Origin of the sequence: Streptomyces sp. NBRC 109706 (assembly GCF_000974485.1) — a bacterium.
Taxonomy (GTDB): Bacteria; Actinomycetota; Actinomycetes; order Streptomycetales; family Streptomycetaceae; genus Streptomyces.
In genome coordinates this window covers 425,940-449,710 of sequence record NZ_BBOM01000007.1, presented here as the reverse complement: position 1 = coordinate 449,710, position 23,771 = coordinate 425,940, and the positions used below count along the sequence as shown (strand labels likewise).

23 protein-coding genes are annotated in these 23,771 nt (G+C 70.5%); 9 read left to right on the top strand and 14 right to left on the bottom strand.

Translation table 11 applies throughout. The annotated features are described in order from the left end of the window. The first annotated feature begins 356 nt into the window (after positions 1-356). Positions 357-1,073 carry a FadR/GntR family transcriptional regulator gene (locus AOM46_RS16235; protein ID WP_158920444.1) on the top strand — a complete coding sequence of 239 codons (717 nt, stop codon included), beginning with the start codon at positions 357-359 and terminating at the stop codon, positions 1,071-1,073. 28 nt (positions 1,074-1,101) lie between these two features. Here the strand turns inward: AOM46_RS16235 and AOM46_RS16230 are convergent, their stop codons facing one another. The 6 genes from AOM46_RS16230 to map form a co-directional block, all read right to left on the bottom strand. After that, positions 1,102-2,706 (bottom strand): alpha-amylase family glycosyl hydrolase, encoded by a 1,605-nt coding sequence (locus tag AOM46_RS16230; protein WP_062211923.1) that lies wholly within the window; start codon positions 2,704-2,706, stop codon positions 1,102-1,104. A gap of 149 nt (positions 2,707-2,855) precedes the next feature. Next, a complete protein-coding gene (locus tag AOM46_RS16225) occupies positions 2,856-3,692 on the bottom strand; it encodes a carbohydrate ABC transporter permease (RefSeq protein WP_062211920.1) in 837 nt (278 codons plus the stop codon). After that, positions 3,689-4,633: a carbohydrate ABC transporter permease gene (locus AOM46_RS16220; protein WP_062211917.1), complete on the bottom strand. Its 945-nt coding sequence runs from the start codon at positions 4,631-4,633 to the stop codon at positions 3,689-3,691. The genes AOM46_RS16225 and AOM46_RS16220 overlap by 4 nt, the downstream gene beginning before the upstream one ends. Continuing rightward, positions 4,630-5,904: an ABC transporter substrate-binding protein gene (locus AOM46_RS16215; RefSeq protein WP_062211914.1), complete on the bottom strand. Its 1,275-nt coding sequence runs from the start codon at positions 5,902-5,904 to the stop codon at positions 4,630-4,632. Before AOM46_RS16215 ends, AOM46_RS16220 begins: the two co-directional genes overlap by 4 nt. 205 nt (positions 5,905-6,109) lie before the next feature. Continuing rightward, positions 6,110-6,769 (bottom strand): heme oxygenase (biliverdin-producing), encoded by a 660-nt coding sequence (locus tag AOM46_RS16210; protein ID WP_062211911.1) that lies wholly within the window; start codon positions 6,767-6,769, stop codon positions 6,110-6,112. Between the two features lie 166 nt (positions 6,770-6,935). After that, the gene (map, locus tag AOM46_RS16205) at positions 6,936-7,802 is read right to left on the bottom strand and encodes a type I methionyl aminopeptidase (protein WP_062211908.1); all 867 of its coding nucleotides are present in this window, start codon (positions 7,800-7,802) and stop codon (positions 6,936-6,938) included. 46 nt (positions 7,803-7,848) lie between these two features. Between map and AOM46_RS16200 the strand changes: the two genes are divergently transcribed. From AOM46_RS16200 to AOM46_RS16190, 3 genes are all read left to right on the top strand, one after another. Further along, positions 7,849-8,118, top strand: coding sequence for a hypothetical protein (locus AOM46_RS16200; RefSeq protein ID WP_062211905.1), 270 nt, complete (start codon positions 7,849-7,851; stop codon positions 8,116-8,118). A 52-nt stretch (positions 8,119-8,170) separates the two neighbouring features. Then, positions 8,171-8,872: an NADPH-dependent F420 reductase gene (npdG, locus tag AOM46_RS16195; RefSeq protein WP_062211902.1), complete on the top strand. Its 702-nt coding sequence runs from the start codon at positions 8,171-8,173 to the stop codon at positions 8,870-8,872. Positions 8,873-8,952: 80 nt separating this feature from the next. Further along, positions 8,953-9,144 (top strand): hypothetical protein, encoded by a 192-nt coding sequence (locus AOM46_RS16190; RefSeq protein ID WP_062211899.1) that lies wholly within the window; start codon positions 8,953-8,955, stop codon positions 9,142-9,144. Positions 9,145-9,153: 9 nt separating this feature from the next. Here AOM46_RS16190 and panB read toward each other — a convergent pair whose 3' ends face one another. Then, positions 9,154-10,032, bottom strand: a complete 879-nt coding sequence (panB, locus tag AOM46_RS16185) for a 3-methyl-2-oxobutanoate hydroxymethyltransferase (RefSeq protein WP_062211897.1) — start codon at positions 10,030-10,032, stop codon at positions 9,154-9,156. Positions 10,033-10,251: 219 nt separating this feature from the next. Between panB and AOM46_RS16180 the strand changes: the two genes are divergently transcribed. From AOM46_RS16180 to AOM46_RS16170, 3 genes are all read left to right on the top strand, one after another. Next, the gene (locus AOM46_RS16180) at positions 10,252-11,280 is read left to right on the top strand and encodes an endonuclease/exonuclease/phosphatase family protein (RefSeq protein WP_062211894.1); all 1,029 of its coding nucleotides are present in this window, start codon (positions 10,252-10,254) and stop codon (positions 11,278-11,280) included. Between the two features lie 157 nt (positions 11,281-11,437). Beyond that, the gene (gene htpX, locus AOM46_RS16175; protein WP_062211891.1) at positions 11,438-12,334 is read left to right on the top strand and encodes a zinc metalloprotease HtpX; all 897 of its coding nucleotides are present in this window, start codon (positions 11,438-11,440) and stop codon (positions 12,332-12,334) included. Between the two features lie 102 nt (positions 12,335-12,436). Beyond that, positions 12,437-13,021 carry a hypothetical protein gene (locus AOM46_RS16170; RefSeq protein WP_062211889.1) on the top strand — a complete coding sequence of 195 codons (585 nt, stop codon included), beginning with the start codon at positions 12,437-12,439 and terminating at the stop codon, positions 13,019-13,021. 48 nt (positions 13,022-13,069) lie between these two features. Here AOM46_RS16170 and AOM46_RS16165 read toward each other — a convergent pair whose 3' ends face one another. After that, positions 13,070-14,224 (bottom strand): S1 family peptidase, encoded by a 1,155-nt coding sequence (locus AOM46_RS16165; RefSeq protein ID WP_062211886.1) that lies wholly within the window; start codon positions 14,222-14,224, stop codon positions 13,070-13,072. Positions 14,225-14,376: 152 nt separating this feature from the next. Continuing rightward, positions 14,377-16,131 (bottom strand): NAD+ synthase, encoded by a 1,755-nt coding sequence (locus AOM46_RS16160; protein ID WP_062211883.1) that lies wholly within the window; start codon positions 16,129-16,131, stop codon positions 14,377-14,379. 199 nt (positions 16,132-16,330) lie between these two features. Between AOM46_RS16160 and AOM46_RS34055 the strand changes: the two genes are divergently transcribed. Further along, positions 16,331-17,467, top strand: coding sequence for a terpene cyclase (locus tag AOM46_RS34055; RefSeq protein WP_158920442.1), 1,137 nt, complete (start codon positions 16,331-16,333; stop codon positions 17,465-17,467). On the opposite strand, the gene AOM46_RS16155 is transcribed toward AOM46_RS34055, so the two are convergent. The 5 genes from AOM46_RS16155 to AOM46_RS16135 form a co-directional block, all read right to left on the bottom strand. Then, a complete protein-coding gene (locus AOM46_RS16155; protein WP_062211880.1) occupies positions 17,367-18,854 on the bottom strand; it encodes a cytochrome P450 in 1,488 nt (495 codons plus the stop codon). The two genes, AOM46_RS34055 and AOM46_RS16155, sit on opposite strands and share 101 nt — an antisense overlap. After that, on the bottom strand, positions 18,851-19,546 hold the full coding sequence (locus AOM46_RS16150; protein ID WP_078856871.1) for an ATP/GTP-binding protein: 696 nt from the start codon (positions 19,544-19,546) through the stop codon (positions 18,851-18,853). Before AOM46_RS16150 ends, AOM46_RS16155 begins: the two co-directional genes overlap by 4 nt. Next, complete coding sequence (locus tag AOM46_RS16145; RefSeq protein WP_370592726.1) at positions 19,527-19,928, bottom strand: DUF742 domain-containing protein; 402 nt, start codon at positions 19,926-19,928, stop codon at positions 19,527-19,529. Before AOM46_RS16145 ends, AOM46_RS16150 begins: the two co-directional genes overlap by 20 nt. Then, the gene (locus AOM46_RS16140) at positions 19,925-20,314 is read right to left on the bottom strand and encodes a roadblock/LC7 domain-containing protein (RefSeq protein ID WP_062211877.1); all 390 of its coding nucleotides are present in this window, start codon (positions 20,312-20,314) and stop codon (positions 19,925-19,927) included. Before AOM46_RS16140 ends, AOM46_RS16145 begins: the two co-directional genes overlap by 4 nt. Before the next feature lie 149 nt (positions 20,315-20,463). Then, entirely contained in the window at positions 20,464-21,828 is a 1,365-nt protein-coding gene (locus AOM46_RS16135) for an ATP-binding protein (protein ID WP_062211874.1), read from the bottom strand. A gap of 549 nt (positions 21,829-22,377) precedes the next feature. Between AOM46_RS16135 and glnA the strand changes: the two genes are divergently transcribed. Beyond that, positions 22,378-23,739, top strand: coding sequence for a type I glutamate--ammonia ligase (gene glnA / locus AOM46_RS16130; protein ID WP_062211870.1), 1,362 nt, complete (start codon positions 22,378-22,380; stop codon positions 23,737-23,739). Positions 23,740-23,771 lie beyond the last annotated feature (32 nt).

Below are 23,771 nucleotides of genomic sequence, written 5' to 3'. Positions count from 1 at the left end.
CCTCGCTTCGCTGTCCCGCTGTGTCCTGCTGTCCCGCTGTGTCCCGTCGGCCGTCGACCGGAACCGAATTGGTCTGACCATCCGACGTCCCGGCCACAGTAGGCGGGCCCAGGCGGGGGGAGTCCAGGGGTGGCGGCGAACGTAATGGCCCTTTTACGTGGCCGAAACGGTGCCGGCCCGACGGGTGTTGACGCAGGTGAGAACGGAAACGCGCCGGATATCAACGGATCTCGGCCAACGGGGACGCTGTGCGTCGACACGTCTTGCGGTGCCGCGATACGAGGTGGTACTGATTGGTCAGACCAGTGGTCCCAGTCGGCTGGCCCTCAACTGGCCCTCGGTAAAAGGAGCCGGAATTGAGCTTCGCGTCCATCCCACCCATGCTGCGGCGTTCGCGCAGCGTCGGCGCCGAGGTTGCGGCGCATCTGGAGCGGCTGATCACCAGCGGCGAGCTGGCCGCCGGCGATCGGCTGCCCGCCGAGCGGGAGTTGGCCGCCAGCCTCCATGTCTCCCGGGCCTCGCTGCGGGAGGCGATGTTCGAGCTGGAGTCGAAGAAGCTGATCGAACGACACCAGGGGCGCGGCAGCGTGGTGGCCGACATCTCCGAGGATGCCGCACAACTCTACGAGAATCTTTCGGAGTTGGATGTGGAGATCGCCAACGCCACCGAGCTGCGGGATCTGGTGGAGCCGCGGATAGCCCAGCTCGCCGCGGTGCGCGCCGCCGATTCCAACCTCCTCTCCCTGGAGGATGTGCTGGCGCGTTCCCAGGAGGATCTTGGCCCGGCCGAATCCCTGGCGCTGGATGTCGAGTTCCACACCCTGCTGGCCCACGCCGCGCAGAACCCGCTGCTGGTCACGCTCTGCACCATGACCACCAACTGGACGCGGAAGACGCGTGAGTTGTCCCATGAGACGGCGGAGGGCCGGCGGATATCCGTCCAGGGCCATCGGGCCATCTTCGAGGCGGTGGTGGCGCGTCAGCCGGCGCCCGCCGGCGCCGCCATGGAGCGGCATCTGCGGGAGATCCGCGCCATCAGCACGGAGCACGGCCACCGCCGCGCCCCGTCCTGACCCCGCGCCCCCCGCTGGCCGCCCGTCGTCAGCCGCGCAGGTCGAAGACGCCGTAGCCGAAGCCGGCGGCCGAGATCCCGTCCGGGCCCACGGTGACGCCGTCGCCCAGCACCTCGCGGGCGGTCGCCAGATCGGGGCGCGGCAGCGGATGGTCGGCCCGCTCGCGGCGTGGGTTGACCACCACCAGGAAGCGCTCGCCGCGCAGATAGACCAGCGGATAGCCGGTGTGGAAGACCTCGACGCCGCAGTTCGCGCCCAGCTCGGCATGGGAGCGGCGCAGCGCGATCAGCCGCCGCACCAGATGCAACAGCGAGCGCTCGTCGGCCCGTTGGGCGGCCACGGTGGGCCGCTCCGGGTCCGGGTCGATCGGCAGATAGAGCTGGTCGGCCGGCGCGCTGGAGAAGCCGGCGTTGGGCGATCCGTCCCACTGCATCGGGGTGCGCGAGCCGGCCCGGTTGTAGCGCGGGCCGAGGCGGCTCCCCTCGTGGTCGGGCAGATCGGGCACATAGCGCATCCCGATCTCGTCGCCGTAGTAGATCGCCGGCAGCGAGGGCCAGGTCAGCTGGAAGGCGAAGGCCGCCGGCAGCTGCTCGGCGGTGCGGTCGCCACAGGCTAGCCGGGAGAAGTCGTGGTTGGCCGTCGGCAGTGTGACAAAGCCCAGATCGGCGACGATCGCGCCGACCGACTCCCAGGCGCTGACAAAGGTGCCGGCCGAGGCGGCGCCCTCGGCGGCAAAGTAACAGTGCTCCTGGGTCCAGTGCTCGGCCACCGTGCCCTGCCCGTTGTTCCAGAGCGACCGCAGCGGCAGGCCGTCCGACGGGCCGCCGAACTGGAGGAAGAAGTCGGAGTGGAACCCGGCCGGCACCGAGACGGAGGGGTCGCCCCATTCGGCCAGCAGCGCGGCGCTCGGATGCGTCTCGTCCAGCCAACCGCGCAGCTCCGACCAGAGTTTGCTGGTCTCCAGCATGTCGGGATCGTCCTTGACCAGGGAGTGCGCCATGTCCACCCGGAAGCCGGCCAGGCCCAGGCCCAGCCAGTGGTCCATCACCTCGCGCAGCGCCGCCCGGTTGGCCCGCGGGCCGACCGAGTCCACCGACTGCCGCCACGGCTCGTCCGGATCGGTGCGTGCGTAGCCGAAGTTCAACGCGGGCTGGCTGTCGAAGAAGTTGGGCAGATAGCCGCCGGGACGGCTGCCCGGCGAGGTGACAAAGCCCTTCGGCAGCGCCTCGTCCACCCGGTCGGTCCAGATGTAGCGGTGGTCGTCCGGATCGTCGACGGCCCGCTGGAACCACGGGTGCTGGTCGGAGGTGTGACCGGCCACCAGATCCAGCATCACCCGGATCGACCGCCGCGCCGCGGCCTCCACCAGCTCGGCCAGCTGCTCCTCGGTGCCGTAGCGGGGCGCCACCGACAGATAGTCGGAGACGTCATAGCCGGCGTCGTCGAACGGCGAGGCGAAGCACGGGTTGAGCCAGATCGTGTTGACGCCCAGCCAGGCCAGATGGTCGAGCCGCTCGGTGACGCCGGCGAAGTCGCCGATCCCGTCGCCGTTGGAGTCGGCGAAGCTCTGCGGATAGATCTGGTAGAGCACGGCGTCGGCGAGCCAGCTCGGAGCGGGGCGGAAGGGCGACATGCGGGGGACGACCTTTCGTACGGTACGGGGCCGCGTCGCGCGGCGGTCTCAGACGATCGACACGCTTTCAGACGTTCGACACAAACGAGACGATCATCGCCGATCACCCCCCACCCGGCCTAGGGTGCCGGGGCGCCCGGGTGGCCGCGTCAGCCCTTGACCGCGCCCGAGGTGAGGCCGGAGACCACCGCGCGGCGGAAGATCAGGACCAGCAGGGCGATGGGGAGGACGGAGACCGTCGCGGCGGCGAAGATCGTGCCATAGGGAACGGTGAAGGTGCTGCCGAAGAGCGCCACGCCCACCGGCATCGTCCGGTAGCTGTCGGCCGTGTTGAGGGTGAGGCCGATCAGGAACTCCGTCCAGCAGGCGGTGAAGGTGAAGATCGCGGCCGTGAACATCCCGGGCCTGGCCTGCGGCAGGATCACCTTCAGCACGGTGCGCACCGGGGAGGCGCCGTCCACCCAGGCGACCTCCTCCATCTCCTTGGGGATCTGCAGGAAGAAGTTCCGCAGGATCCAGATGGCGAACGGCACATTGAGCGCCGTGTAGACGAGGATCAGCCCCTGGTAGCTGTTCAGCCAGCCGATCTCCCGCATCAGCAGGAAGAGCGGCGCGGCCAGCGCGATGGTGGGGAAGAGCGAGATCATCAGCAGCGCGATCATGATGGGCGACTTGCCGCGCAGCGGCAGCCGGGCGAGCGCGTAGCCGGCGAACGAGCTGAGCGCCAGCACCACGCCGGTGGCCAGCAGCGAGATCACGGCGGAGTTCAGCAGATAGACCCCGAAGTGGTTGTCGGCGAACGCCTGCCGGTAGTTCTCGAAGGTGAAGCGCTCCGGCCAGGCCGTCGGCGGGTTGGCGCCGACCTCCTCCATCGGCTTGAGCGAGCTGACCGCCATCCAGTACAGCGGGGCGGCGACGAAGAGCGCCACCAGCAGGGCTGCCAGGTGGACCCAGCGGAACTGGAACCGCACAGCGGGCCGTCTCACGTCTGTGACTCCTCGTCTCCGACCCGGGCCCGGAAGGCCCGGAGAAAGATCAGGCAGCCGACCAGCACCAGGGCCGCGGTGCTCGCGGCCACGGCCGCCCCTGGCCCGAAGTCCAGGTTGGTGAACATCACATGCCAGCCCAGCAGCGCCAGCGATTCGGTGGCGTCCCCGGGGCCGCCGCCGGTCAGCACGAAGGGCAGGTCGAAGATGCCGAACGCCTGCAGGATGCGGAAGAGGACGGCGATCACCAACGCCGGCCGCAGCAGCGGGAGTCGCACCTTCCAGAACGCCGTCCAGGCGTTGGCGCCGTCCACCCGGGCGGCCTCCACCACATCGCTGGGCAGCATCATCAGGCCGGCCAGCACGATGATCGCCACAAACGGGGTCGTCTTCCAGATGTCGGCGGCGGCCATCGACAGCACCGCGGGGGTCGGGGTGCCGAGAAACTGGAACGGGGTGCCGGTCAGCGATTCGGAGATGGCGGTCAGCACCCCGTAGACCCCGTTGTACATATAGGCCCACAGCTGGGCCGAGACCACCGTGATCATCGCCCAGGGCAGCAGCAGCAGGGCCATCATCCAGCCCCGGCCGCCGGAGAGCTGTTCCAGCACCAGGGCGATCAGGGTGCCGAGGACCAGCTCGGCGACCACCGTGCCGATGGTGTAGAGCACGGTGAAGACGACCGCGTGGCGCCAGCGGTCGGAGCCCAGCAGCAGCGAGTAGTGGTCGGTGGTCATGCCCGACAGTTGGAAGCCGTTTGCCGAGACCGTGACATGGCTCAGGCTCATGGCCACCGAGAAGGCGATCGGGAAGAGGGTGACGGCGAGTACCACCACCAGCGCGGGTGTGGCGAAGCCCCAGCCCAGGCGCGCGAACTTCCGGTCGAGCGCCGATCGGCCGGTCTCCTGCGGCGTCGCCCTCCGCACAGTGCCACTGCTCATAGGGCCCGGTCCTCCAGCGCGCGTTGGATGTCGTCAGCGGCCGAGCGCAGCGCGCTCGCCGAGCTTGCCGAACCGGCGAGCGAGCCGTTGATGTTGGTGTAGATGCCGTGGCTGATCTGGGGATAGCGGGGGGTCTTCGCCGGGCGGGCCACGATGTCGAGATCCGCCGCCACTTCGAGCACCGGGTTCTCCCGCTGCAACTCCGGGTCGTTGAGGACCTCTTCACTGGCCGGCAGCACCGAGTTCTCCGCCATCATCCGCTGTGCCTCGGGCCCGGTCATCCAGTCGATGAAGACCAGGGAGGCGCCGATGGCCTCGCTGTGCGGGTTGACCATCAGGTTCCAGCCGCCCGCCGCCGACGGGCCCTCGTCCTCGCCGCCCTCGAACCCGGGCAGCGGCATCACGCCGACCTTGTCGACGATCCGTGAGGCCAGCGGATCGTTGGCCATGCCCCAGCCGTGGGACCAGTTCCGGTGGAACGCCGCCTCGCCCTCGACAAAGGTCTGGAGCGACTGCTGCTCCTGGAAGCTGGTGCTGGCCGACGGCACCACGCCCTCGTCCATCAGCTTCCGCATGAAGTCCAGCACCCGCCGGTTTTCCGGCGAGTCGATGGCCGCCTCGTCGTTGTCGGCCGAGACGCTGCGCCCGCCGGCGGCGGCCGAGAGCTCCGTCCAGTTGACGGTGAGACCCTCGTAGTTGGCCCACTGGCCGACATAGCCGTAGTCGACCTCGTTCTCGTCCTGGAGGAACTTGGCGCTCTCGGCCAGCTCCTGCCAGGTCCCCGGCACCGGCAGATCGTGCTTCTCCAGCAGGTCCTTGCGGTAGTAGAGGAAGCCCGAGTCCACATAGAGCGGCGCCGCCAGGTGTTTGCCCCGGTACTCGGTGAGGTCGGCGCGCTCCTCCGGGTAGCGGTCCCAGAAGTCGTCCGGGAGGTGTTCGTCCAGCGGCATCGCCAGTTGGGCGTCGCCGAACTGCGCCGGCCAGACCAGATCGCCGTTGTACACGTCGATGCTGCTGGACCCACCGGTGATCTCGGTGGTGAGGGTGGCCCGCATGGTGTCGGTGTTGTTGGGCGCCGGCTGGAAGTCCACGCTGATCTCGGGATGGGCCTTCTCGAAGGCCGCGATCAGCTGTTCGGGGAATCCCTCGGGGCCGAAGTTGATGGCGTACCAGGTGATGTCGCCGCTGGCCGGCCCGACGTTCCGGGGATCGACCGATGCCGCATTGGCACCGGCCGAGCCACAGGCGGTGGCGGTCAGCAGAACGGACACGGCCCAGAACGCCCCTGCGCTGCTGCCGATCGACGTACTCAGGGCGTGCTCCTTGAGGAAGACCCGCGTTCCAAAGGAGCCTCAGCGTCCCGTGTGCGCCTCCTCATACCAAGCTAAAAACGCGCTTATCAGAAATATTCACCGAAAAGGCCCCCGGTGGCGTTGGCCACCGGGGTCGTCGATCGGGCGCTCACCAGGGGGTGGGTCAGCGGGTGGCCTCGGCGAGGTCGGCGAAGAGCGCCGTGTTGAGCGCGAAGGCGCGGCGGCACTCGTCCACGATCCGCAGCCGCTCGGGCCCGTCCACCGGCACCGCGTCGAGCAGCGCGCGGTACTCCCGCTTGAACGCGGCCGGGTTGGCGATGCCGTCGAAGACGTAGAACCGCACGCCGTCGCCCTTGTGCGCGAAGCCCCAGGTCTTCTCGGCGATGCCACGGATCACCTGGCCGCCGGAGAGATCGCCCAGGTAACGCGTGTAGTGGTGGGCGACATAGCCGCCCGGCCAGCCGTTCGCCACCTCCAGGACCCGGGCCGCGTAGGTCTCGGTCGCCGGCAGCGGGCGGAGCGCGGAACGCCAGTCCGCGCCCTCGTGCAGATGGTCGAGATCGCGCTCCAGCGCCGAGGTACGGAACAGCTCGGGGCGCAGGAAGGGCGCGGCCACCGGATCCCCGGCCAGGGTGTCGGTGACGCCCTCAAGGGCGCGGTAGACGAACCACAGCTGCTCCGTGTAGCGGCGGAAGGCGGAGACGCCGAGCCGGCCGGAGAGCAGATCGCTCATGAAGGTCGAGTTCTCCGCCTCGGTGTGCTGCGCCTGCGAGGCCTCGCGTATCTGGGTGGAGAACGGAACGGTGACATCGAGCACGGTCACGGGTGACCTCCAGGGCCGTGGCGGCGGGGCGTGCCCAGGGCGGGCCGCGCCTCGCCATACTGTCTACTTAGGTTTGCCTAAGTCAAGCAGTTGCCGACAGCTTGTCGGTAAAACATGTCAGCGGACCGAGCCAAGGGCCTTTCCGGGGCCGGAGATCGGGGCGGGGTCAGGGCAGTGTCAGCACCTCCGCGCCCTGCTCCGTGACCACCAGGGTGTGCTCGAACTGGGCCGAGCGGGCACGGTCCTTGGTGACCACCGTCCACTCGTCGGGCCACATCTCCCACTCGTGGGTGCCCAGATTGAGCATCGGCTCGATGGTGAACGTCATCCCCGGCACCAGCACGGTGTCCGCGCCCGGCTCGTCGTAGTGCGGGACGATCAGCCCCGAATGGAACGAGCTGTTGATCCCGTGACCGGTGAAGTCCCTGACCACGCCGTAGCCGAACCGTTTCGCATAGGACTCGATCACCCGGCCGATCACATTGACCCGACGGCCCGGGCGCACCGCCTTGATGGCCCGCCGCAACGCCTCCTCGGTGCGCTCCACCAGCAGCCGGGACTCCTCGTCCACCGCCTCGGGGCCGCCCACCAGGTAGGTGGCGTTGGTGTCGCCGTGCACCCCGCCGACAAAGGCCGTGATGTCCAGGTTCACGATGTCGCCGGCCTTCAGCACCGTGGAGTCCGGGATGCCGTGGCAGATCACCTCGTTCACCGAGGTGCACAGCGACTTGGGGAAGTTCCGGTAGCCGAGCGTGGACGGATAGGCCCCGTGGTCGCAGAGGAACGCGTGCGCCACCGCGTCCAACGCGTCGGTGGTGACGCCCGGTTCGATATGACGGGCGGTCTCGGCCATCGCCCGCGCCGCGATCCGGCCGGCCACCCGCATCCGCTCGATCGTCTCCTGATCCTGCGCGTCGGGCCCGGTGTAACGGGCGGGAGCGGCCTTGCCCACATACTCGGGACGAGGGATGACGGAGGGAACGGAGCGCCGCGGCGAAACCGTGCCGGGCTGGAGAAGCGACTGGCCAGACATGCGTCCGAGTCTACGGGCGGGCCGAACAGCGGGCAGGATAAGGGACATGGCTCTCTTCAAGCGCAAGGCGACCGGCCAGCCGGGCGAGTGGTACTACTGCCTCAAGCACGGCAAGGTCGAGGAAGGCCCGGAGTGCCCGGCCAAGGACCGGCTCGGCCCCTACCCCAGCCGCGCCGAGGCGGCGCAGGCCATCGAGATCGCCAGGGAACGCGACGACCGCTGGCGCAACGACCCGCGTTGGGCCGAGGACCCCGACGAGCCCCGGGAGCCGGGCGAGCCCGACGACCGGGGCCGGGGCCCGGCGGACACGGAGTGATCAGCGCGACACCCGGTCGGCAAACAACCGCCCCGGTGGCACCATTTGGCGTATGACCACACGTGATGACGCCTCACCCCCCAGGCGGGACCCCTGGGAACTCCCCGACGTGTCAGGACTGGTGATCGGCGTGCTCGGCGGCACCGGTGACCAGGGGCGCGGCCTCGCCTACCGGCTGGCCAGGGCCGGCCAGCAGGTGATCATCGGCTCCCGCTCGGCCGAGCGCGCCACCGCCGCGGCCGAGGAACTGGGCCATGGCGTCCAGGGCGCCGACAATGCGAGCTGTGCCTCCCGCGCCGACGTGGTGATCGTGGCCGTCCCCTGGGACGGGCACGAGCGGACGCTCTCCTCGCTGACCGCCGAACTCGCCGGCAAGCTGGTCGTCGACTGCGTCAACCCGCTCGGCTTCGACAAGCGGGGCGCCTATCCGATCGTCCCCGAGGAGGGCAGCGCCGCCCAACAGGCCGCCGCGCTGCTGCCGGACTCCCGGGTCACCGCCGCCTTCCACCACCTCTCGGCCGTACTGCTCCAGGACCCGTCGATCGAGTCCATCGACACCGATGTGATGGTGCTCGGCGAATCCCGCGACGACTGCGCGGTGGTCCAGGCCATCGCCCAGCTGATCCCCGGGATGCGCGGCGTCTTCGCCGGCCGGCTGCGCAACGCGCACCAGGTCGAGGCGCTGGTCGCCAACCTGATCTCCGTCAACCGCCGCTACAAGGCGCACGCCGGTATCCGGCTCACCGACATCTGACCCGACGCGCGACAATGGCGGTCGTACGCGGTTCGCGTACGACCGCCATCCGTCGTCTCCCAGCTTCCGGAGCCCCGCCCATGTCCTCACCGACCCCGACCGGCCACCCCCGACGGCTCGCCGGCTTCGCGCTCGCGCTCTGCCTGCTCACCGTCGTGGCGGCGGTGGTCTCCTTCGTACAGGGCCACTGGATCGGGATCGTCTGGGTGCTGTTGGCCGGGCTCTCCTCCAACATGGCCTGGTACTACGGGCGGAAGGCCAGGGCCGCCTGAGCCCGTCGGTCAGTGGAAGCTGTGCTCCTCGGCCGGGTAGGCGCCGCCCACCACGTCCTCCGCGAACGCCCTGGCCGCATCGCCCAGCGCCGTGCGCAGCTGCCCGTACTGCTTGATGAAACGGGGCGTCCGGCCGCCCGGCCAGTCCGTCATCCCGGCCATGTCCGTCCAGACCAGGACCTGGGCGTCACAGTCGGCGCCCGAGCCGATGCCGACCGTCGGGATGTAGAGGCTGCGCGTCACCTCGGCGGCCAGCTCGGCCGTCACCAGTTCGAGCACCACGGCGAAGGCGCCCGCGTCCTGCACCGCCTTGGCGTCCCGCAGCAGCTGGGCCGCCGCCTCCTCGCCGCGCCCCTGCACGGGGTGGCCGCCGAAGGCGTGGACGGACTGCGGGGTCAGCCCCACATGCGCCATCACCGGGATCCCGGAATCGACCAGCAACCGCACCTGGTCCGCCGAGCGCTCGCCGCCCTCCAGCTTGACCGCGCCGACGCCCGCCTCCTTCACCAGGTGGGTGGCGCTGCGCAGCGCCTGCGTCGGCCCCTCCTGGAAGCTGCCGAACGGCAGATCGCCCACGATCAGCGCCCGGCTGGTGCCGCGCACCACCGCGGCAGACAGCATCGTCATCTGCTCCAGGGTGACCGGCACCGTGCTCTCGTAGCCCAGCGCCGTGTTCCCCATGGAGTCGCCCACCAGCATCACCGGGATGCCCGCCTCGTCGAAGACCGAGGCGGTCATCGCGTCATAGGCGGTGAGCATGGGCCACTTCTCACCGCGCCGCTTGGCCGCCGCGATGTCCCTGACCGTGATCCGGCGGCTGCTCTTGCCGCCGTAGAGCCCTGGCCGCTCCGGCTTCGCCGGTACCTGGGCAGGAGTGTGCTGCGTCATCACGCTGCTCCTGTTCTTGGTGATCTCGAAGCGCCGTAACGGCGTCCCCGGACTTCCTCCATCGTCGCACCGACCGCCGACGGCGGGAAGTGGGGGGCGAAGATCGCGACTGATATAACGGAACCCCGCGCCGTACCGTGGCCGTCCTGTCCCTTGAGGTAGCGCGGATTTCCAGCGGCGGAGCCCGGACGAACAGCACGACGGTCAGCGAGGGCGCGAATGGCACATGTGGACACCCCCAAGGCAGGCCGGAGGGCGCTCGACGTGACAGCCGAGACGACGGCCGACGAAGCGGGTGCCCCCGGGCCGAGATGGAGCGACCGGGTCGGACGCTGGCGGCGCGGCCTGGTGCCCGCGGGCCTGGCGCTGGCCCTGGCGCTGCTGCTGACCGTGCACGCCAGGGTGCCCAACAAGATCGGCAACCTGGGCAGCCTGCTGGAGACCTTCCTCCCCTGGACCGCGCTCGCCGTCCCGGTGCTGGCGCTCTGCGCGGTGCTGCGCCGCTCCGTCACGGCGCTGGCGGCGCTGCTGGCCCCGGTCCTGGTATGGAGCAACCTCTTCGGCGGGCTGCTGCTGGACAAGACGGGGTCAGGCGGCGCGTTGATGGTGGTCAGCCACAACGTGGACGAGGGCAACGCCGACCACGCCGCCACGGCGAGCCAGCTGGCCGACAGCGGCGCCGATGTGATCGCGCTCCAGGAGGTGCCGCAGCGGGAGCTGGCCACCTACGAGGAGGAGCTGGCCCGGGTCTATCCGCACCATGCCGTCGAGGGCACCATCGGGCTGTGGAGCCGCCACCCCATCGTCGACGTGGCCCCGGTGGACACCGGGATGGGCTGGACGCGCGCGTTCCGGGGCACGGTGGCCACCGGCGAAGGGCCCGTCGCGGTCTATGTGGCCCATCTGCCGTCGGTGCGGGTGGAGTTCAGATCCGGGTTCACCGCCGAGCGGCGGGACGAGGCGGCCGAGCTGCTGGGCCAGGCCATCGCCCACGAGCCGGTGGAGCACGCGGTGCTGCTCGGCGATCTCAACGGCACCATGAACGACCGGGCGCTGGCGCCGCTCACCTCCCAGCTGCGCTCCACCCAGGGGGCCGCCGGCGCCGGCTTCGGCTTCAGCTGGCCCGCCGACTTCCCCATGGCCAGGATCGACCAGATTCTGGTGCGAAGCCTTGAGCCGGTGTCCTCCTGGACGCTGCCCTCGACCGGAAGTGATCATCTGCCCGTCGCGGCCCGCGTGGACTTCTGACCGGCACGGATCACCGCGCGCAGGGGAGCGGTTGCCCTGGGTTGTCCCGGTCCCCTCCGCTCGCTCCTGGCTTTCTCTCTTTGTTCCGGTTTTCGCTCCGGTTGTTCTACTTTTGAGAGACGTCCCCGAGCTGTGAGCTTCTTGGGAAGGGAGCGGTATGGCACGCACGCGGTTCGCCTCCGATCACGGGCTCACCCGTCGCATGGTGCTCACCATGTTCCTGATCGGGCTGCTGTACGTGGTCTTCGTGGGGGTGCTGATCGCCGCCTTCGGCCAGGCGTGGCCCCTGATCCTGGTCCTCGCCGGCGGGCTGTTCTTCGTCCAGTTCTGGTTCAGCGACCGGATCGCCGCCTACAGCATGGGCGCCCGGGAGGTCACCCCCGAACAGGCGCCCGAGCTGCACGGCGCCGTCGACCGGCTGTGCGCGCTGGCCGATATGCCCAAGCCCAAGGTGGCCATCGCCGACACCGATGTCCCCAACGCCTTCGCCACCGGGCGCAGCCAGAAGAAGTCCATGGTCTGCGCGACCACCGGCCTGCTCCGCCGCCTTGAGCCCGACGAGCTGGAGGGCGTGCTGGCCCATGAACTGTCCCATGTGGCGCACCGGGACGTCGCGGTGATGACGGTCGCGGCGTTCCTGGGCGTGCTGGCCGGTCTGATCACCAGAATGGCCCTGTGGACCGGCCTCAGTCGGGGTGGGCGGAACAACCAGAACGTGCTCTTCCTGTTGATCCCGCTGATCAGCGCCGTCGTCTATGTGATCAGTTTTCTGCTGACCCGGCTGCTCTCCCGCTATCGCGAGCTGTCCGCCGACCGCGCCGGGGCGCTGCTCACCGGCCGGCCCTCGGCGCTGGCCTCGGCGCTCACCAAGGTCTCGGGGCAGATGGGCCGCATCCCCACCCGGGATCTGCGGCAGGCGGAGCCGTTCAACGCGTTCTACTTCGCCCCCGCGCTCTCCGGCGACGGGCTGAGCAAGCTGTTCTCCTCGCATCCCACGCTGGAGCAGCGTCTCGACCGCCTCGGCCGGCTCTCCGCCGAACTGGGCCGCCCCTGACCGCCGGGCCCCGCACAACCCGCCAACGCATATAACCCGGACAACCCGTACAACCCGCACAACCCGCACAGGAAGCCGACCGGAAGGCAGGCAAGCGACCACGTGGGCCTTTTCGACGCGATCCTCGGCCGGCGCAAACCGGTCACACCCGATCTCGACCAGCTCTTCGCCGTGCCGTCGGCCGCCATCACCCTCCAGGCCGGCGGCGGCTTCACCCCCACCGGGGCCGGCTCCGTCTGCTTCGCCAGCGTGGAGGGCGGCGCCTTCGCCCGGGTCCGCGACGAGGTGCACCAGCTGCTGGACGCCGATGTCGACCAGGGCTCGCCGCCCGTGGAGTTCAGCCAGGACGACTACGGCTACACCTGGCTGCTGGCCCGCCATCCCGCCGACCGGCCGGCCGATCTGGTCAACGATCTGCACGCCGTCAACACCCTGCTGAAGGACGCCGGGTTCGGGCCCCAACTGCTCTGCTCGCTGGTCGGCTTCCGCGACCCCGAGGGCCAGCCGCTGGCCCTGGTCTACCTCTACAAGCGCGGCACGTTCTACCCGTTCGCGCCGCTGGCCGGCGCCAAGGAGCGCCGGGACAACGGTCTTGAGCTGCGGGTGCGGGCGCTGCTCGCCGACGATCTCAGGGTGGAGAACGACCTCAGCCGCTGGTTCCCCGTCTGGGGCGCGCCGGGGCTGTGACGGCGGGCCGCCGCCCGCGAGGGTGGGGACGGCGGCCCGCCGCGTGGGTCACGCGGTGTGCAGGGTCAGCCCGTAGACCGACAGGATCTCGTTGAGCGGCTGGTACCAGGTCTCGCCGCCGCTGGAGCAGTTGCCCCAGCCGCCTGAGGTCACGCCCTGGGCCTGGTCGCCACTGATGTAGGAGCCGCCGGAGTCGCCGCCCTCGGCGCAGACGCTGGTCTTGGTCAGCTCGTACACCAGGTCGCCGTTGCCGTAGTTGACCGTCTCGTTCTTGGCCAGCAGGGTGCCGCAGTGCCAGCCGGTGGTGGAGCCCGAACGGCAGATGGAGGCGCCGACCGGGGCCTCGGCCGAGCCGCGCACCAGCTGGTCGGAGACCGCGCCCCAGCCCAGCACGACGGGCTCCGTCCACCAGCCGCTGCCGACGCTCACCCAGGCGTAGTCGTTGCCGGGGAACGACGAGCCCTGGAACTGCCCGATATGCGAGCGGTCCCAGCCGAACACGTCGGCGCCCTGCGGTCCGCAGTGCCCGGCGGTGACAAAGCCGCCGTGCACGGAGAAGCCGATGGAGCAGCGGACGTTGCCGGTGTAGTACGGGTCGCCGCCCACGGTGCCGGCGGCGAACGTCGCCGGTGCCTCGCCCACGGTGCGGACTGCCACCGGACCCGCCGCGCGGGCCTCGTCGAGGAACGCGGCGACCTCGGGGGTCGATTCGGTGCCCTCGACGACATTGACCACCACGCTGTTGGCGCGGGGGTCGACCTGCCAGCTGGCCACCGCGTCGGGCGCGCCCGCGCTGTCGGCCAGGGTGTCGATGGACGCCTTGGCGGTGTCGAGGGCGGCCTCGCTGTGCCGGACCAGGGTGGCCCTGGCGCCGGCCTCCTCGACGGCGTCGGCCTGGTCGGCGTCGGTGACGGCGACCACCAGCTCGCCGCTCGCCGGGTCGAACCAGCTGCCGCCGAGCGCCGGGCCAGCCGCCTGCCGGGCAGCTGGCTCGATCGCGGTGGCGGCGGCCTCGTCGGCGAGCCGCTGTTCGGCCTGCTCGGCGGTGAGGCCGTAGTCCTGCTGGAGGGCCGTCAACAGGGCCTCGCCGGCGACCGGTTCGCCGGCCGAGGCCGATGCGGTGGTGGCGGCGCCGGTGCCGGCCAGCGCGCCGGCGACCAGCAGCGCGGACAGGCCAAGGCGCATGCCTCTGGTGCGTCTCATGGTGGGGGTTCTCCTTCGAGTGCTCTACCTGCGATGGGGCGGAACAGCGGAGACCGAGAGCGCTCTCATACTCTGCGGGGAGCAGCGTAGAAGGATGTCGTGGACATGTCTAGACCAAGTGCGCCGTCAACCGGTGCGCGGCGCCGGCGCGTTCAGTCGCCCTCGCGCCAGCCGTTGGTGATGGGCAGCCTGCGGTCCTTGCCGAAGCCCTTCGGGGAGATCTTGGTGCCCGGCGGGTACTGGCGGCGCTTGTACTCCGCCCGGTCGACCAGCCGCAGCACCCGCGTCACCAGCTCGGGATCGAAACCGTCGGCCACGATCGCCGACCAGCCCTGGTCGCGGTCCACATAGCGCTCCAGGATCCCGTCCAGGGTGTCGTAGTCGGGCAGCGAGTCCGTGTCCACCTGCCCCGGGCGCAGCTCGGCGCTCGGCGGCTTGACGATGGAGTTCTCCGGGATCGGCGGCGTCTCGCCGCGCCGGGCGGCCGCCTCGTTGCGCCATCTGGCCAGCCGGTAGACGCCGGTCTTGTAGAGGTCCTTGATCGGGCCGAACGCGCCGACCGAGTCGCCGTAGAGCGTGGAGTACCCGACGGCCAGCTCGCTCTTGTTGCCGGGGGCCAGCACGATCTGGCCCTCCTGGTTGGAGACCGCCATCAGCAGGGTGCCACGCAGCCGGGACTGCAGGTTCTCCTCGGCGAGCCCGGTCAGCTCCACCTGACTCATATAGGCGTCGAACATGCCGCCGATCGGCACCGTCCGCAGATCGAGCCCGGTGCGCCTGGCCAACTCCCTGGCGTCGTCCAGCGAGTGCTCCGACGAGTAGCGGGACGGCATCGCCAGCCCGAAGACGTGCTCGGCGCCCAGCGCGTCACAGGCGATGGCCGCGCAGAGCGCCGAGTCGATGCCGCCGGAGAGCCCGATCAGCACCGAGGCGAAGCCGTTCTTCACCGCGTACGCGCGCAGGCCCGTGACCAGCGCCTGGTACATCTCCTCGGCGTCGTCGAGCCGTTCGGCCACCACGCCCGGGTACGCGGGCTCGTAGGGCTCGGCCGGCTCGGCGGTCAGCGTCAGATGGTCGATGGTGAGCCCGTCGTCGGCCAGCCCGGTGGGCGGCTCGTCCGGGGCCGCCGGCAGCGACAGATCCACCAGCAGGCACTCCTCGGCGAACTGCCGCCCGCGCGCCAGGACTTCGCCGTGCTCGTCCACCACCAGCGAGTCCCCGTCGAAGACCAGCTCGTCCTGGCCGCCGATCATCGCCAGATAGGCCAGCGCGCAGCCCGCCTCCCTGGCGCGCTTGCGCACCAGCTCCAGCCGGGTGTCGTCCTTGGCCACCTCGTAGGGCGAGGCGTTGACGGCCAGCAGCAGACCGGCGCCCGCGGCGCGGGTGGCCGGCACCCGGCCGCCGTCCTGCCACAGGTCCTCGCAGATCGCCAACGCCACATCGACGCCGCGCACCCGCACCACCGGCAGCGTGTCGCCCGGGACGAAGTAGCGGTACTCGTCGAACACCCCGTAGTTGGGGAGGTGGTGCTTGGCGAAGGCCAGCCGCACCCGGCCGCCCTGGAGCACCGCAGCCGCGTTGCGCGGGGCGCCGGCCGGCTGCCCCAGATGCCGCTCGGCGTGCTCGGTGCGGTCCAGATAGCCGACCACCACCGGCACCTCGCCGAGACCTTCGGCGGCCAGTCGTTCGGCCAGCGCGCGCAGCGCGTCCCGGCTCGCGGTGACGAACGAGCCGCGCAGGGCCAGGTCCTCCACCGGGTAGCCGGTGAGCATCATCTCGGGGAAGGCCACCAGATGCGCGCCCCGTTGGACGCTGTGCCGGGTCCAGCGCAGCACCGCTTCCGCGTTGCCGGCCAGATCACCGACCCGGGAGTCGATCTGATTGAGGGCAAGTCGTAGCTGAGGCACGGGAGTGAGTGTAATCGTCCGACTGACGCTATGGGGGCGTGGACGTCTCGTTTCGGTCGTTATGTATGCCGGCGCACGCCCCATCACCTGCGGTGATCTCCCGACTACCGAGGCGATCCGGCCAGGGGTGGACACGTCCCCCGGTTGCTCCTGCGACGGTTGGGGCAGAGCAAGTGCACGCGCAGAAGGGGGTTGGCACATGCCGCAGGACGTGCGGTTCTTCCTGCCGTTCGCGCGCCGGGTCAACCCGCTGGCCGAGCGGGCGCGGGCGCACCACCTCGGCTGGGTCCGCGCCCATGGGCTGGTCGCCGAAGGGCCGGCGCTGCGCGCCTACGCCGACTGGCGGCTCACCGATCTGGCCGCCTACGCCTATCCCGAGGCGAACGCCGAGGACATCGAGCTGGCCACGGACGCGGTCTGCCTGGGCTTCCCACTGGACGACCAGTTCGACGGCGAGTTGGGCCGCAGCCCGAGCAGCGCGTTCCGGCTCTCCACCGCGCTGGCCGGCATCCCCTATCGGCCGCCGGGCGAGCGGCCGGCCCTGGACCTGCCGCTCACCCGCGCCTACGCCGACATGTGGCGGCGCGCCTCGGCCGGCATGTCCGATGCCTGGCGGCGGCGCGCCGCCGACAACCTCACCCGCTTCTTCCGCTCCTATGTGGGCGAGGCGCGCAACCGGCTCTCGGGCGCCCCGCTGGACGAGAACGCCTATCTGTCGCTGCGCCGGCAGGCGGTCGGCACCGCCCCCTGCTTCGATCTGATCGAGCGCGCCGGCCGCTTCGAGGTGCCGGCCCGCGCCTACTGGAGCCGTGAGCTGCAGATCCTCACCCGCTGCGCCGGCGATGTGATCTTCCTCTGCAACGACGTCCACTCCCTGGAGCGGGAGGAGGCCCAGGGCGATCCGCACAATCTGGTGCTGATCCGGCAGCGCGCCCAGGGCTGCACCAGGGCCCAGGCGGTGCGTCAGGTCACCGCGCTGGTCAGGGGGCGCGTCGAGATGTTCATCGAACTGTCGGGCCGGGTGCCCAGGATCGCCGCGCGCCTCGGCCTTGACACGGCGGGCCGGGTGGCCGTCGAGCGCTATCTGGAGGGCCTGCGCTGCTGGATGGCGGGGAACCAGCGCTGGGGCGTGGCCTCCGCCCGCTATACGGGCGGTGCGGCCGGCCGGGGCGTGATCGGCGACCTCACCGTGCCCGGGCCCGCCTCGGGCCCCGCCTCCCCGCCGTCCGGCGAGGTCAGCGGCCCCGTCGTTCCGGTGGGCGCTCTGCCGGCGCCCGCTCCGTCGATCGGCCCAACAGCCCGCGTAGCACCGCCCAGGGCGACCGTCGCGCACTAGCCGCCGGCTGGTCCGGCGCCGGCGCCGCCGCCGGCGGCCCCGGCCGCCGCCCGGGCGCGGCGCGGCGCCCCGGCGCCGGCGGCACCAGCGACAGCCGCTCCGCGCGGGTCCTCGGGGTGAACTCCACGGGCAGCGCGACGAGATGGCGGGACCAGGTGGAGGAGGACCAGGTCAGCTCGTCCGGCTCCAGCATCAGCCGCAGATCGGGCAGCCGGGAGAGTAGCACCTCGATGCCCGTCACGGTGATGGCCCGGCCGATGTCCTGGCCCGGGCACTCGTGCGGCCCGCTGGTGAACGACAGATGCGAACGGTTGCCGTGCATCGGGGTGCTGGGGGAGGGGCGGATGGCGGGATCGGCGTTGGCCGCCGCCAGGCCGAGAAGTAAGATATCGCCCTTGCGGATGTTCTGGCCGCCCAACTCCACGTCCTCGCTGGCGAATCCGCCGGGGCAGACGGAGATCGGCGGCTCGTCCCAGAGCACCTGCTCCACCGCCGCAGGCAGCGTCATCCGGCCGCCGTGCAGCGAACCCCGGAACCTGGGGTGGGTGAAGACCACCCGCAGCGTGTTGACGATCAGGTTGGTGGTGGTCTCGTTGGCCGCGACCAGCACCAGCCGCAGATGGTGCAGCACCTCGTCGTCGGAGAGGTCGGCCGGATGGGCGATCAGCCAGGAGGCCAGATCGTGTCCCGGGGTGGTGTGCTTGGTGGCGACCAACTCCGTGAGGGCGCGCTGGATATAGCGGTCGGCCTCGATCGCCTTCTCGGTGCCGATCAGCAGCTGCCGACTGGCCTCCACCAGCCTCGGCCCCTCCTCCTCGGGCAGGCCGAGCACCACGGTCAGCACCAGCATGGGCAGTTGCTGGGCGTACTGGCTCAGGATCTCGCCCCGGCCCTCGGCGGCGAACCCGTCGATCAACTGGTGTCCGTAGAGCTGCACATAGCGCCGCAGCCCCCGGCGGTCGAAGCGTTCCAGGGACTCGTTGACCGCGCCGCGCAGCCGCTGGTGGGTGCCGCCGTCCTGGTGGGTGCAGTCCGGGCCCCACAGCAGCACCGGGCCGATCGGGGAGTCGGCGCCGATCTCGCCGCGCTGCCAGGGCGACAGGGCCCTGCCGTCCCTGCGGAACCGTCGGGGGTTGCGGGTGACCTGCAGGATCTCGTCATAGCCGAGCACCAGCCAGGCCGGCACGTCCCCTTCGAGCAACACCGGGGCGACCGGGCCGTGTTCGGTGCGCAGCCGTTCGTAGAGGCCCATCGGGTCGGTCGAGGCGGCCGCTCCGTAGAGCCGTTGCACGCCGCCCGGGCCGCCGGTGCCCTGGTGGGCCGGACAGCCGGGCGGCGGTCCACCGGACGGGCCAAAGGCGCGTGGCGGTTCGGGCGTGGCGGTCACGGGGCCTCCGAGGGGTGCGGGGGAGCGGCACTGGGTGGGTGTGGAGAAGCGGGATGGGACGAAAGGCCGGGGCCGGCCGGGGTGTTCTCGGTGGCGCGGGTGTAGAGATGGCGCAGCAGGGTCAGCAGCACATCCCGGCTGGAGTCGAACTTGCGGGCGTCACAGCTGACCACCGGCACCTGGCTCGACAGATCGAGGGCGGCGCGCAGTTCGGGCACGGGGTAGAGCGGGGCGTCGGGGAAGTTGTTGATCGCGACGACAAAGGGGACGCCGCACTCCTCCAGCCGGTCCATCGCCTGGAAGCTGTCTTCGAGCCGCCGGCTGTCCACCAGCACCACCGCGCCCAGCGCGCCCTCGATGACGCCGTTCCACAGGAACCAGAACCGCTGCTGCCCGGGGGTGCCGAAGAGGTAGAGCACCAGCCGCTCGTTGAAGGTGATCCGGCCGAAGTCCATGGCGACGGTGGTCTCCGTCTTCCGCTCCACGCCGGCCAGGTCGTCCACCCCGGCACCGGCCTGGGTCATGGTCTCCTCGGTGGTCAGCGGGCGGATCTCGCTGACCGCGCCGACCATGGTGGTCTTGCCCACGCCGAAGCCGCCGACGACGACCACCTTGACCGACTGCTCGGCCGAGCTGGGCAGCAGGTCCTCGTCGCGGGGCCCAGGGGTGAACTCAGAGTCGTTGTAGGCCATCGATCAGTGCCTTCAGGGTTTCGAGGTCGGGATCGGCGGCGGCCGCGTGCTGTTCCACCCGGGTCTGCCTGACGTCCACCTGGGAGCTGTCGAGCAGATCCATGAGCAGCACGATCACCGCACTGAACGGAAGGCCGACATAGGCCGAGATCTCCGCCACCGAGATGGGGTAGCGACACATGCGCAGCAGCGCGGCGTGCTCCGGGGACTGCCCGGCCTGCGGATCGGCCCTGGCCACCACGAGGGTGACCAGGTCGAGGGCCAGGGCGTCCTTGGACTCGCTGCGGCCACCGGTCACCACATAGAGCGGAACGGGCTGGTCGTCGTCCGGCTTGCGGCGCGACGGAGATTCGTCCTCCTGTCCCTCGTCGCCGACGATCACTGGGTGGCCTGCTCGGGTGTCCTGGTGCCGGTCGAGAGGTGCTCGCCGATCCGCAGCACCAGATCGCGCATCCGCTGGCTGATCAGCCCCGGGTCCACCTCGGCGTCGGCGGTCACCGCCAGATAGGAGCGCTCCCCGGCCGACATCAGATAGAAGAAGCCGCCGGTCAGCTCCAGCAGCACCATCTTCACATCGCCCTCGTCGCCCGGGAGTTCGGTGGCGATGGACTGGGCCAGGCTCTTGATTCCGGAGGCGGCGGCGGCCAGCCGGTCCCCGCTGTCCCGCTCGCTGCCGTGCTGCGCCATGCACAGCCCGTCCGCCGACAGCACCACGATGTGCCGGATACACGGGACGGAGGCGGCCAGGTCCCTGAGCATCCAGTCCATGTCCTTGAACCGACGCTGTGTCACGTGCTTCTCACCCTTAATTCCGACTTGATCCGAGGTCCGACGCCGTCGAGGCGGCGTTCGAAGCGGCGTTTGAGGCTTTGCGGCGCCAGGCCCTCACCCGGCCAGGCGCGACGTGGGGCGCCTCGCTAGGGGCTGGGCCGCTCGGCCTCGCCCGGCCCATCGGGGGACGGCGAGCCCTCGGGCTCCGACCTGATACCGGCGAAGAACGCGTCCACCCACAGGCCCGACTCCCGCCGCTCGGGCGCGGGGCGCCGCCCCGCCGGGCGCGTCGGCGCCTGGCGCGGCACGGGCTGGCCGCCGTTCGGCTCCGGCTGCCGGCGCCTGCGGCGCTGCGGCAGGCCGTTGGCGTTCCGCTCGTACTGCGGGGTGTCCTCGTTCAGTTCGCCGATCGGCAGATGCCACTGGGGGGTCGGACGCAGCGCCGGGATCGGGTACTTGGGCGGTGGCACCGCCGTGAGCAGGTCGTTGGGCAGGAAGACCACCGCGCGCACGCCCTCGCAGGTGGAGGGGCGGAGCGAGATCTTGACGCCGTGGTGGCTGGCCAGGATGCCGGCGACCCGCAGCCCGATCCTGGCCGTCTCGCCCAGATCCTCCAGATCCAGACCGTCCACGCCCTGTTGCAGCAGGAACTCGGCGCGCCGCCGCGACTCGTCGGTGAGCCCCGCGCCCTTGTCCTCGATGGACACCTCGATGCCGGACGCCACCTCCTCGGTGTTCATCACCACGGTGCTGCTGGGCGGGGAGTAACGGGTGGCGTTGTCGAGCAGTTCGCCCATGATCATGATCAGCGGTTCGACCGCGTGGCCGACCACCGCCGTCTCGATCACGCGGTGCTGCTCGACCCTGAGGTACTCGTTGATCGGTCCAGATCCGGCGCGCATCACGTCGTGCAGCGAGATGGGCCTGGCCCAGCGCCGCACCGGGGCGCCGCCGCCGACCACGGCCAGGCTGGTGGCGAACCGACCGGTGACGTTGATGCGGTGTTCCAGATGCATCAGATCGCTCAGCACGTCGGGGGTGCCGTGCCGGAACTGCATCTTGGCGATGTCGTCCTGGAGACGGTGGATCTCGGACTGGATGCGGTGCGCGATGTTGACGATGGCCCGCTTGGCCGAGTCCCGTTGCAGCTCTTTCTCCCGCAGCACGTCGAGGATGCCGTAGGCCATTCCCTCGAAGGCGGCGACGAGTTGGGGGTCGGAGGTGGTCTCCTCGGGGAGCTGGGGGATGACATCGTCCTCCAGATCGCCGTTCTTCATCCGGTCGAGCGCCACCGGGAGCAGGTCGTAGGCCATCAGGTCGGCGTCGGCGAGATGGCGGCTGAGTCGGTCCTCCAGAAAGGCTATGGCCCGGCCCCGGCGCGCGGTCTCGCCGACGATCAGCAGCACCGCCGCCGTGGCCAACCCGCCGCACCAGAGCACAGCGAGGCGGGCGTCGGCCGGGACCACGAACACGGCGCCCAGCGCGCCGAGCGCCACCAGGACCGGCGGCACGAACCACCGTCCGCTGGGCGGGACGGGTCGGCTGGTTCGCTGTAATGAACCGACGTGCACCATTGGGTCTTCCTCACTGGCTTGCGACGGACGGACGAACGGTGGCCCATGCCACTGACATAGGCGACAACTGGCCGTAGCGACCACAACTCGCTATGTGACACAGGAGAGTAGAGGTCCGCCGCCCGACGCCGCAGGGACTTGCCGGAAGCTCCCTCGATCGGGCGGCCCGGTCCACCGTCGAAAGCCCTGCCACCCCCGGAACACCGGGCGTTGACCTGCGGATTCGCGTCAACGGCCGGCTCGTCTGGGCCGAGTGAAGCTTTGGGTAAAGCCTGCCGGGCCGCGGCCAGGGAGTCGCCGGGGGGTCACCGGACGCCCGATCTCGGTCGACTTCGGCGCGGTGCCCCACAATGGACTCGAACGGCACCCGGGACGTCCGGTCGTCGAACCGCAACGCGGCGGAAATCCTGTGATGGGATGCTCTTCGGGCCCCGTCGGGTCCCGCAGCCGGGGACAGAGCCGTCTGACCAGCGAGGATGGGTGGAAATGGAGAAGCAGCAGGAGTTCGTGCTCCGCACGCTGGAGGAGCGGGACATCCGTTTTGTCCGGCTGTGGTTCACCGACGTGTTGGGCTTCCTCAAGTCCGTCGCCGTCGCGCCCGCCGAACTGGAGCAGGCCTTCGAGGAGGGCATCGGCTTCGACGGCTCGGCGATCGAGGGCTTCGCCCGGGTCCACGAGTCCGACATGATCGCCAAGCCCGCGCCCAGCACCTTCCAGATCCTGCCCTGGCGCGCCGAATCCCCGGGCACCGCCCGGATGTTCTGCGACATCCTGATGCCGGACGGCTCCCCCTCCTACGCGGACCCGCGCTATGTGCTCAAGCGCGCGCTGGCCAAGAGCTCCGATCTGGGCTTCACCTTCTACACCCACCCCGAGATCGAGTTCTTCCTGCTCAGCAAGAAGCCGGTGGACGGCACCCGGCCCACCCCGGCCGACTCCTCCGGCTACTTCGACCACACCCCGCAGAACGTCGGGATGGACTTCCGCCGGCAGGCCATCACCATGCTGGAGTCGATGGGCATCTCGGTGGAGTTCTCCCACCACGAGGGCGCCCCGGGCCAGCAGGAGATCGACCTGCGCTACGCCGACGCGCTCTCCACGGCCGACAACATCATGACCTTCCGGCTGGTGATGAAGCAGGTGGCGCTGGAGCAGGGCGTGCAGGCCACGTTCATGCCCAAGCCGTTCTCCGATTTTCCCGGCTCGGGGATGCACACCCACCTCTCGCTCTTCGAGGGCGACCGCAACGCCTTCCACGAGACCGGCGCCGAGTACCAACTCTCCAAGGTCGGCCGGTCGTTCATCGCCGGTCTGCTGCGGCACGCGGGGGAGATCTCCGCCATCACCAACCAGTGGGTCAACTCCTACAAGCGGATCTGGGGTGGCGCCCAGCGCACGGCGGGCGCCGGCGGCGAGGCGCCCAGCTATATCTGCTGGGGGCACAACAACCGCTCCGCGCTGATCCGGGTGCCGATGTACAAGCCGGGCAAGACGGTCTCCACCCGGGTCGAGGTCCGCTCGCTGGACTCGGGCGCCAACCCTTATCTCGCCTACGCGGTGCTGCTGGCCGCGGGGCTCAAGGGCGTCGAGGAGGGGTACGAACTTCCGCCGGGCGCCGAGGACGACGTCTGGGCGCTGACCGACCGGGAGCGCAGCGCGCTGGGCATCGAGCCGCTGCCGCAGAACCTGGGGGAAGCCATTCAGCTGATGCAGCGCAGCGAACTGGTCGCCGAGACCCTCGGCGAACATGTCTTTGATTTCTTCCTCCGCAACAAGCGCCAGGAGTGGGAGGAGTACCGCTCCGAGGTGACGGCCTTCGAGTTGCGCAAGAACCTGCCCGTCCTCTAAGGGGTCGGCAGCAGGCGGGTGGGCGTGGACGG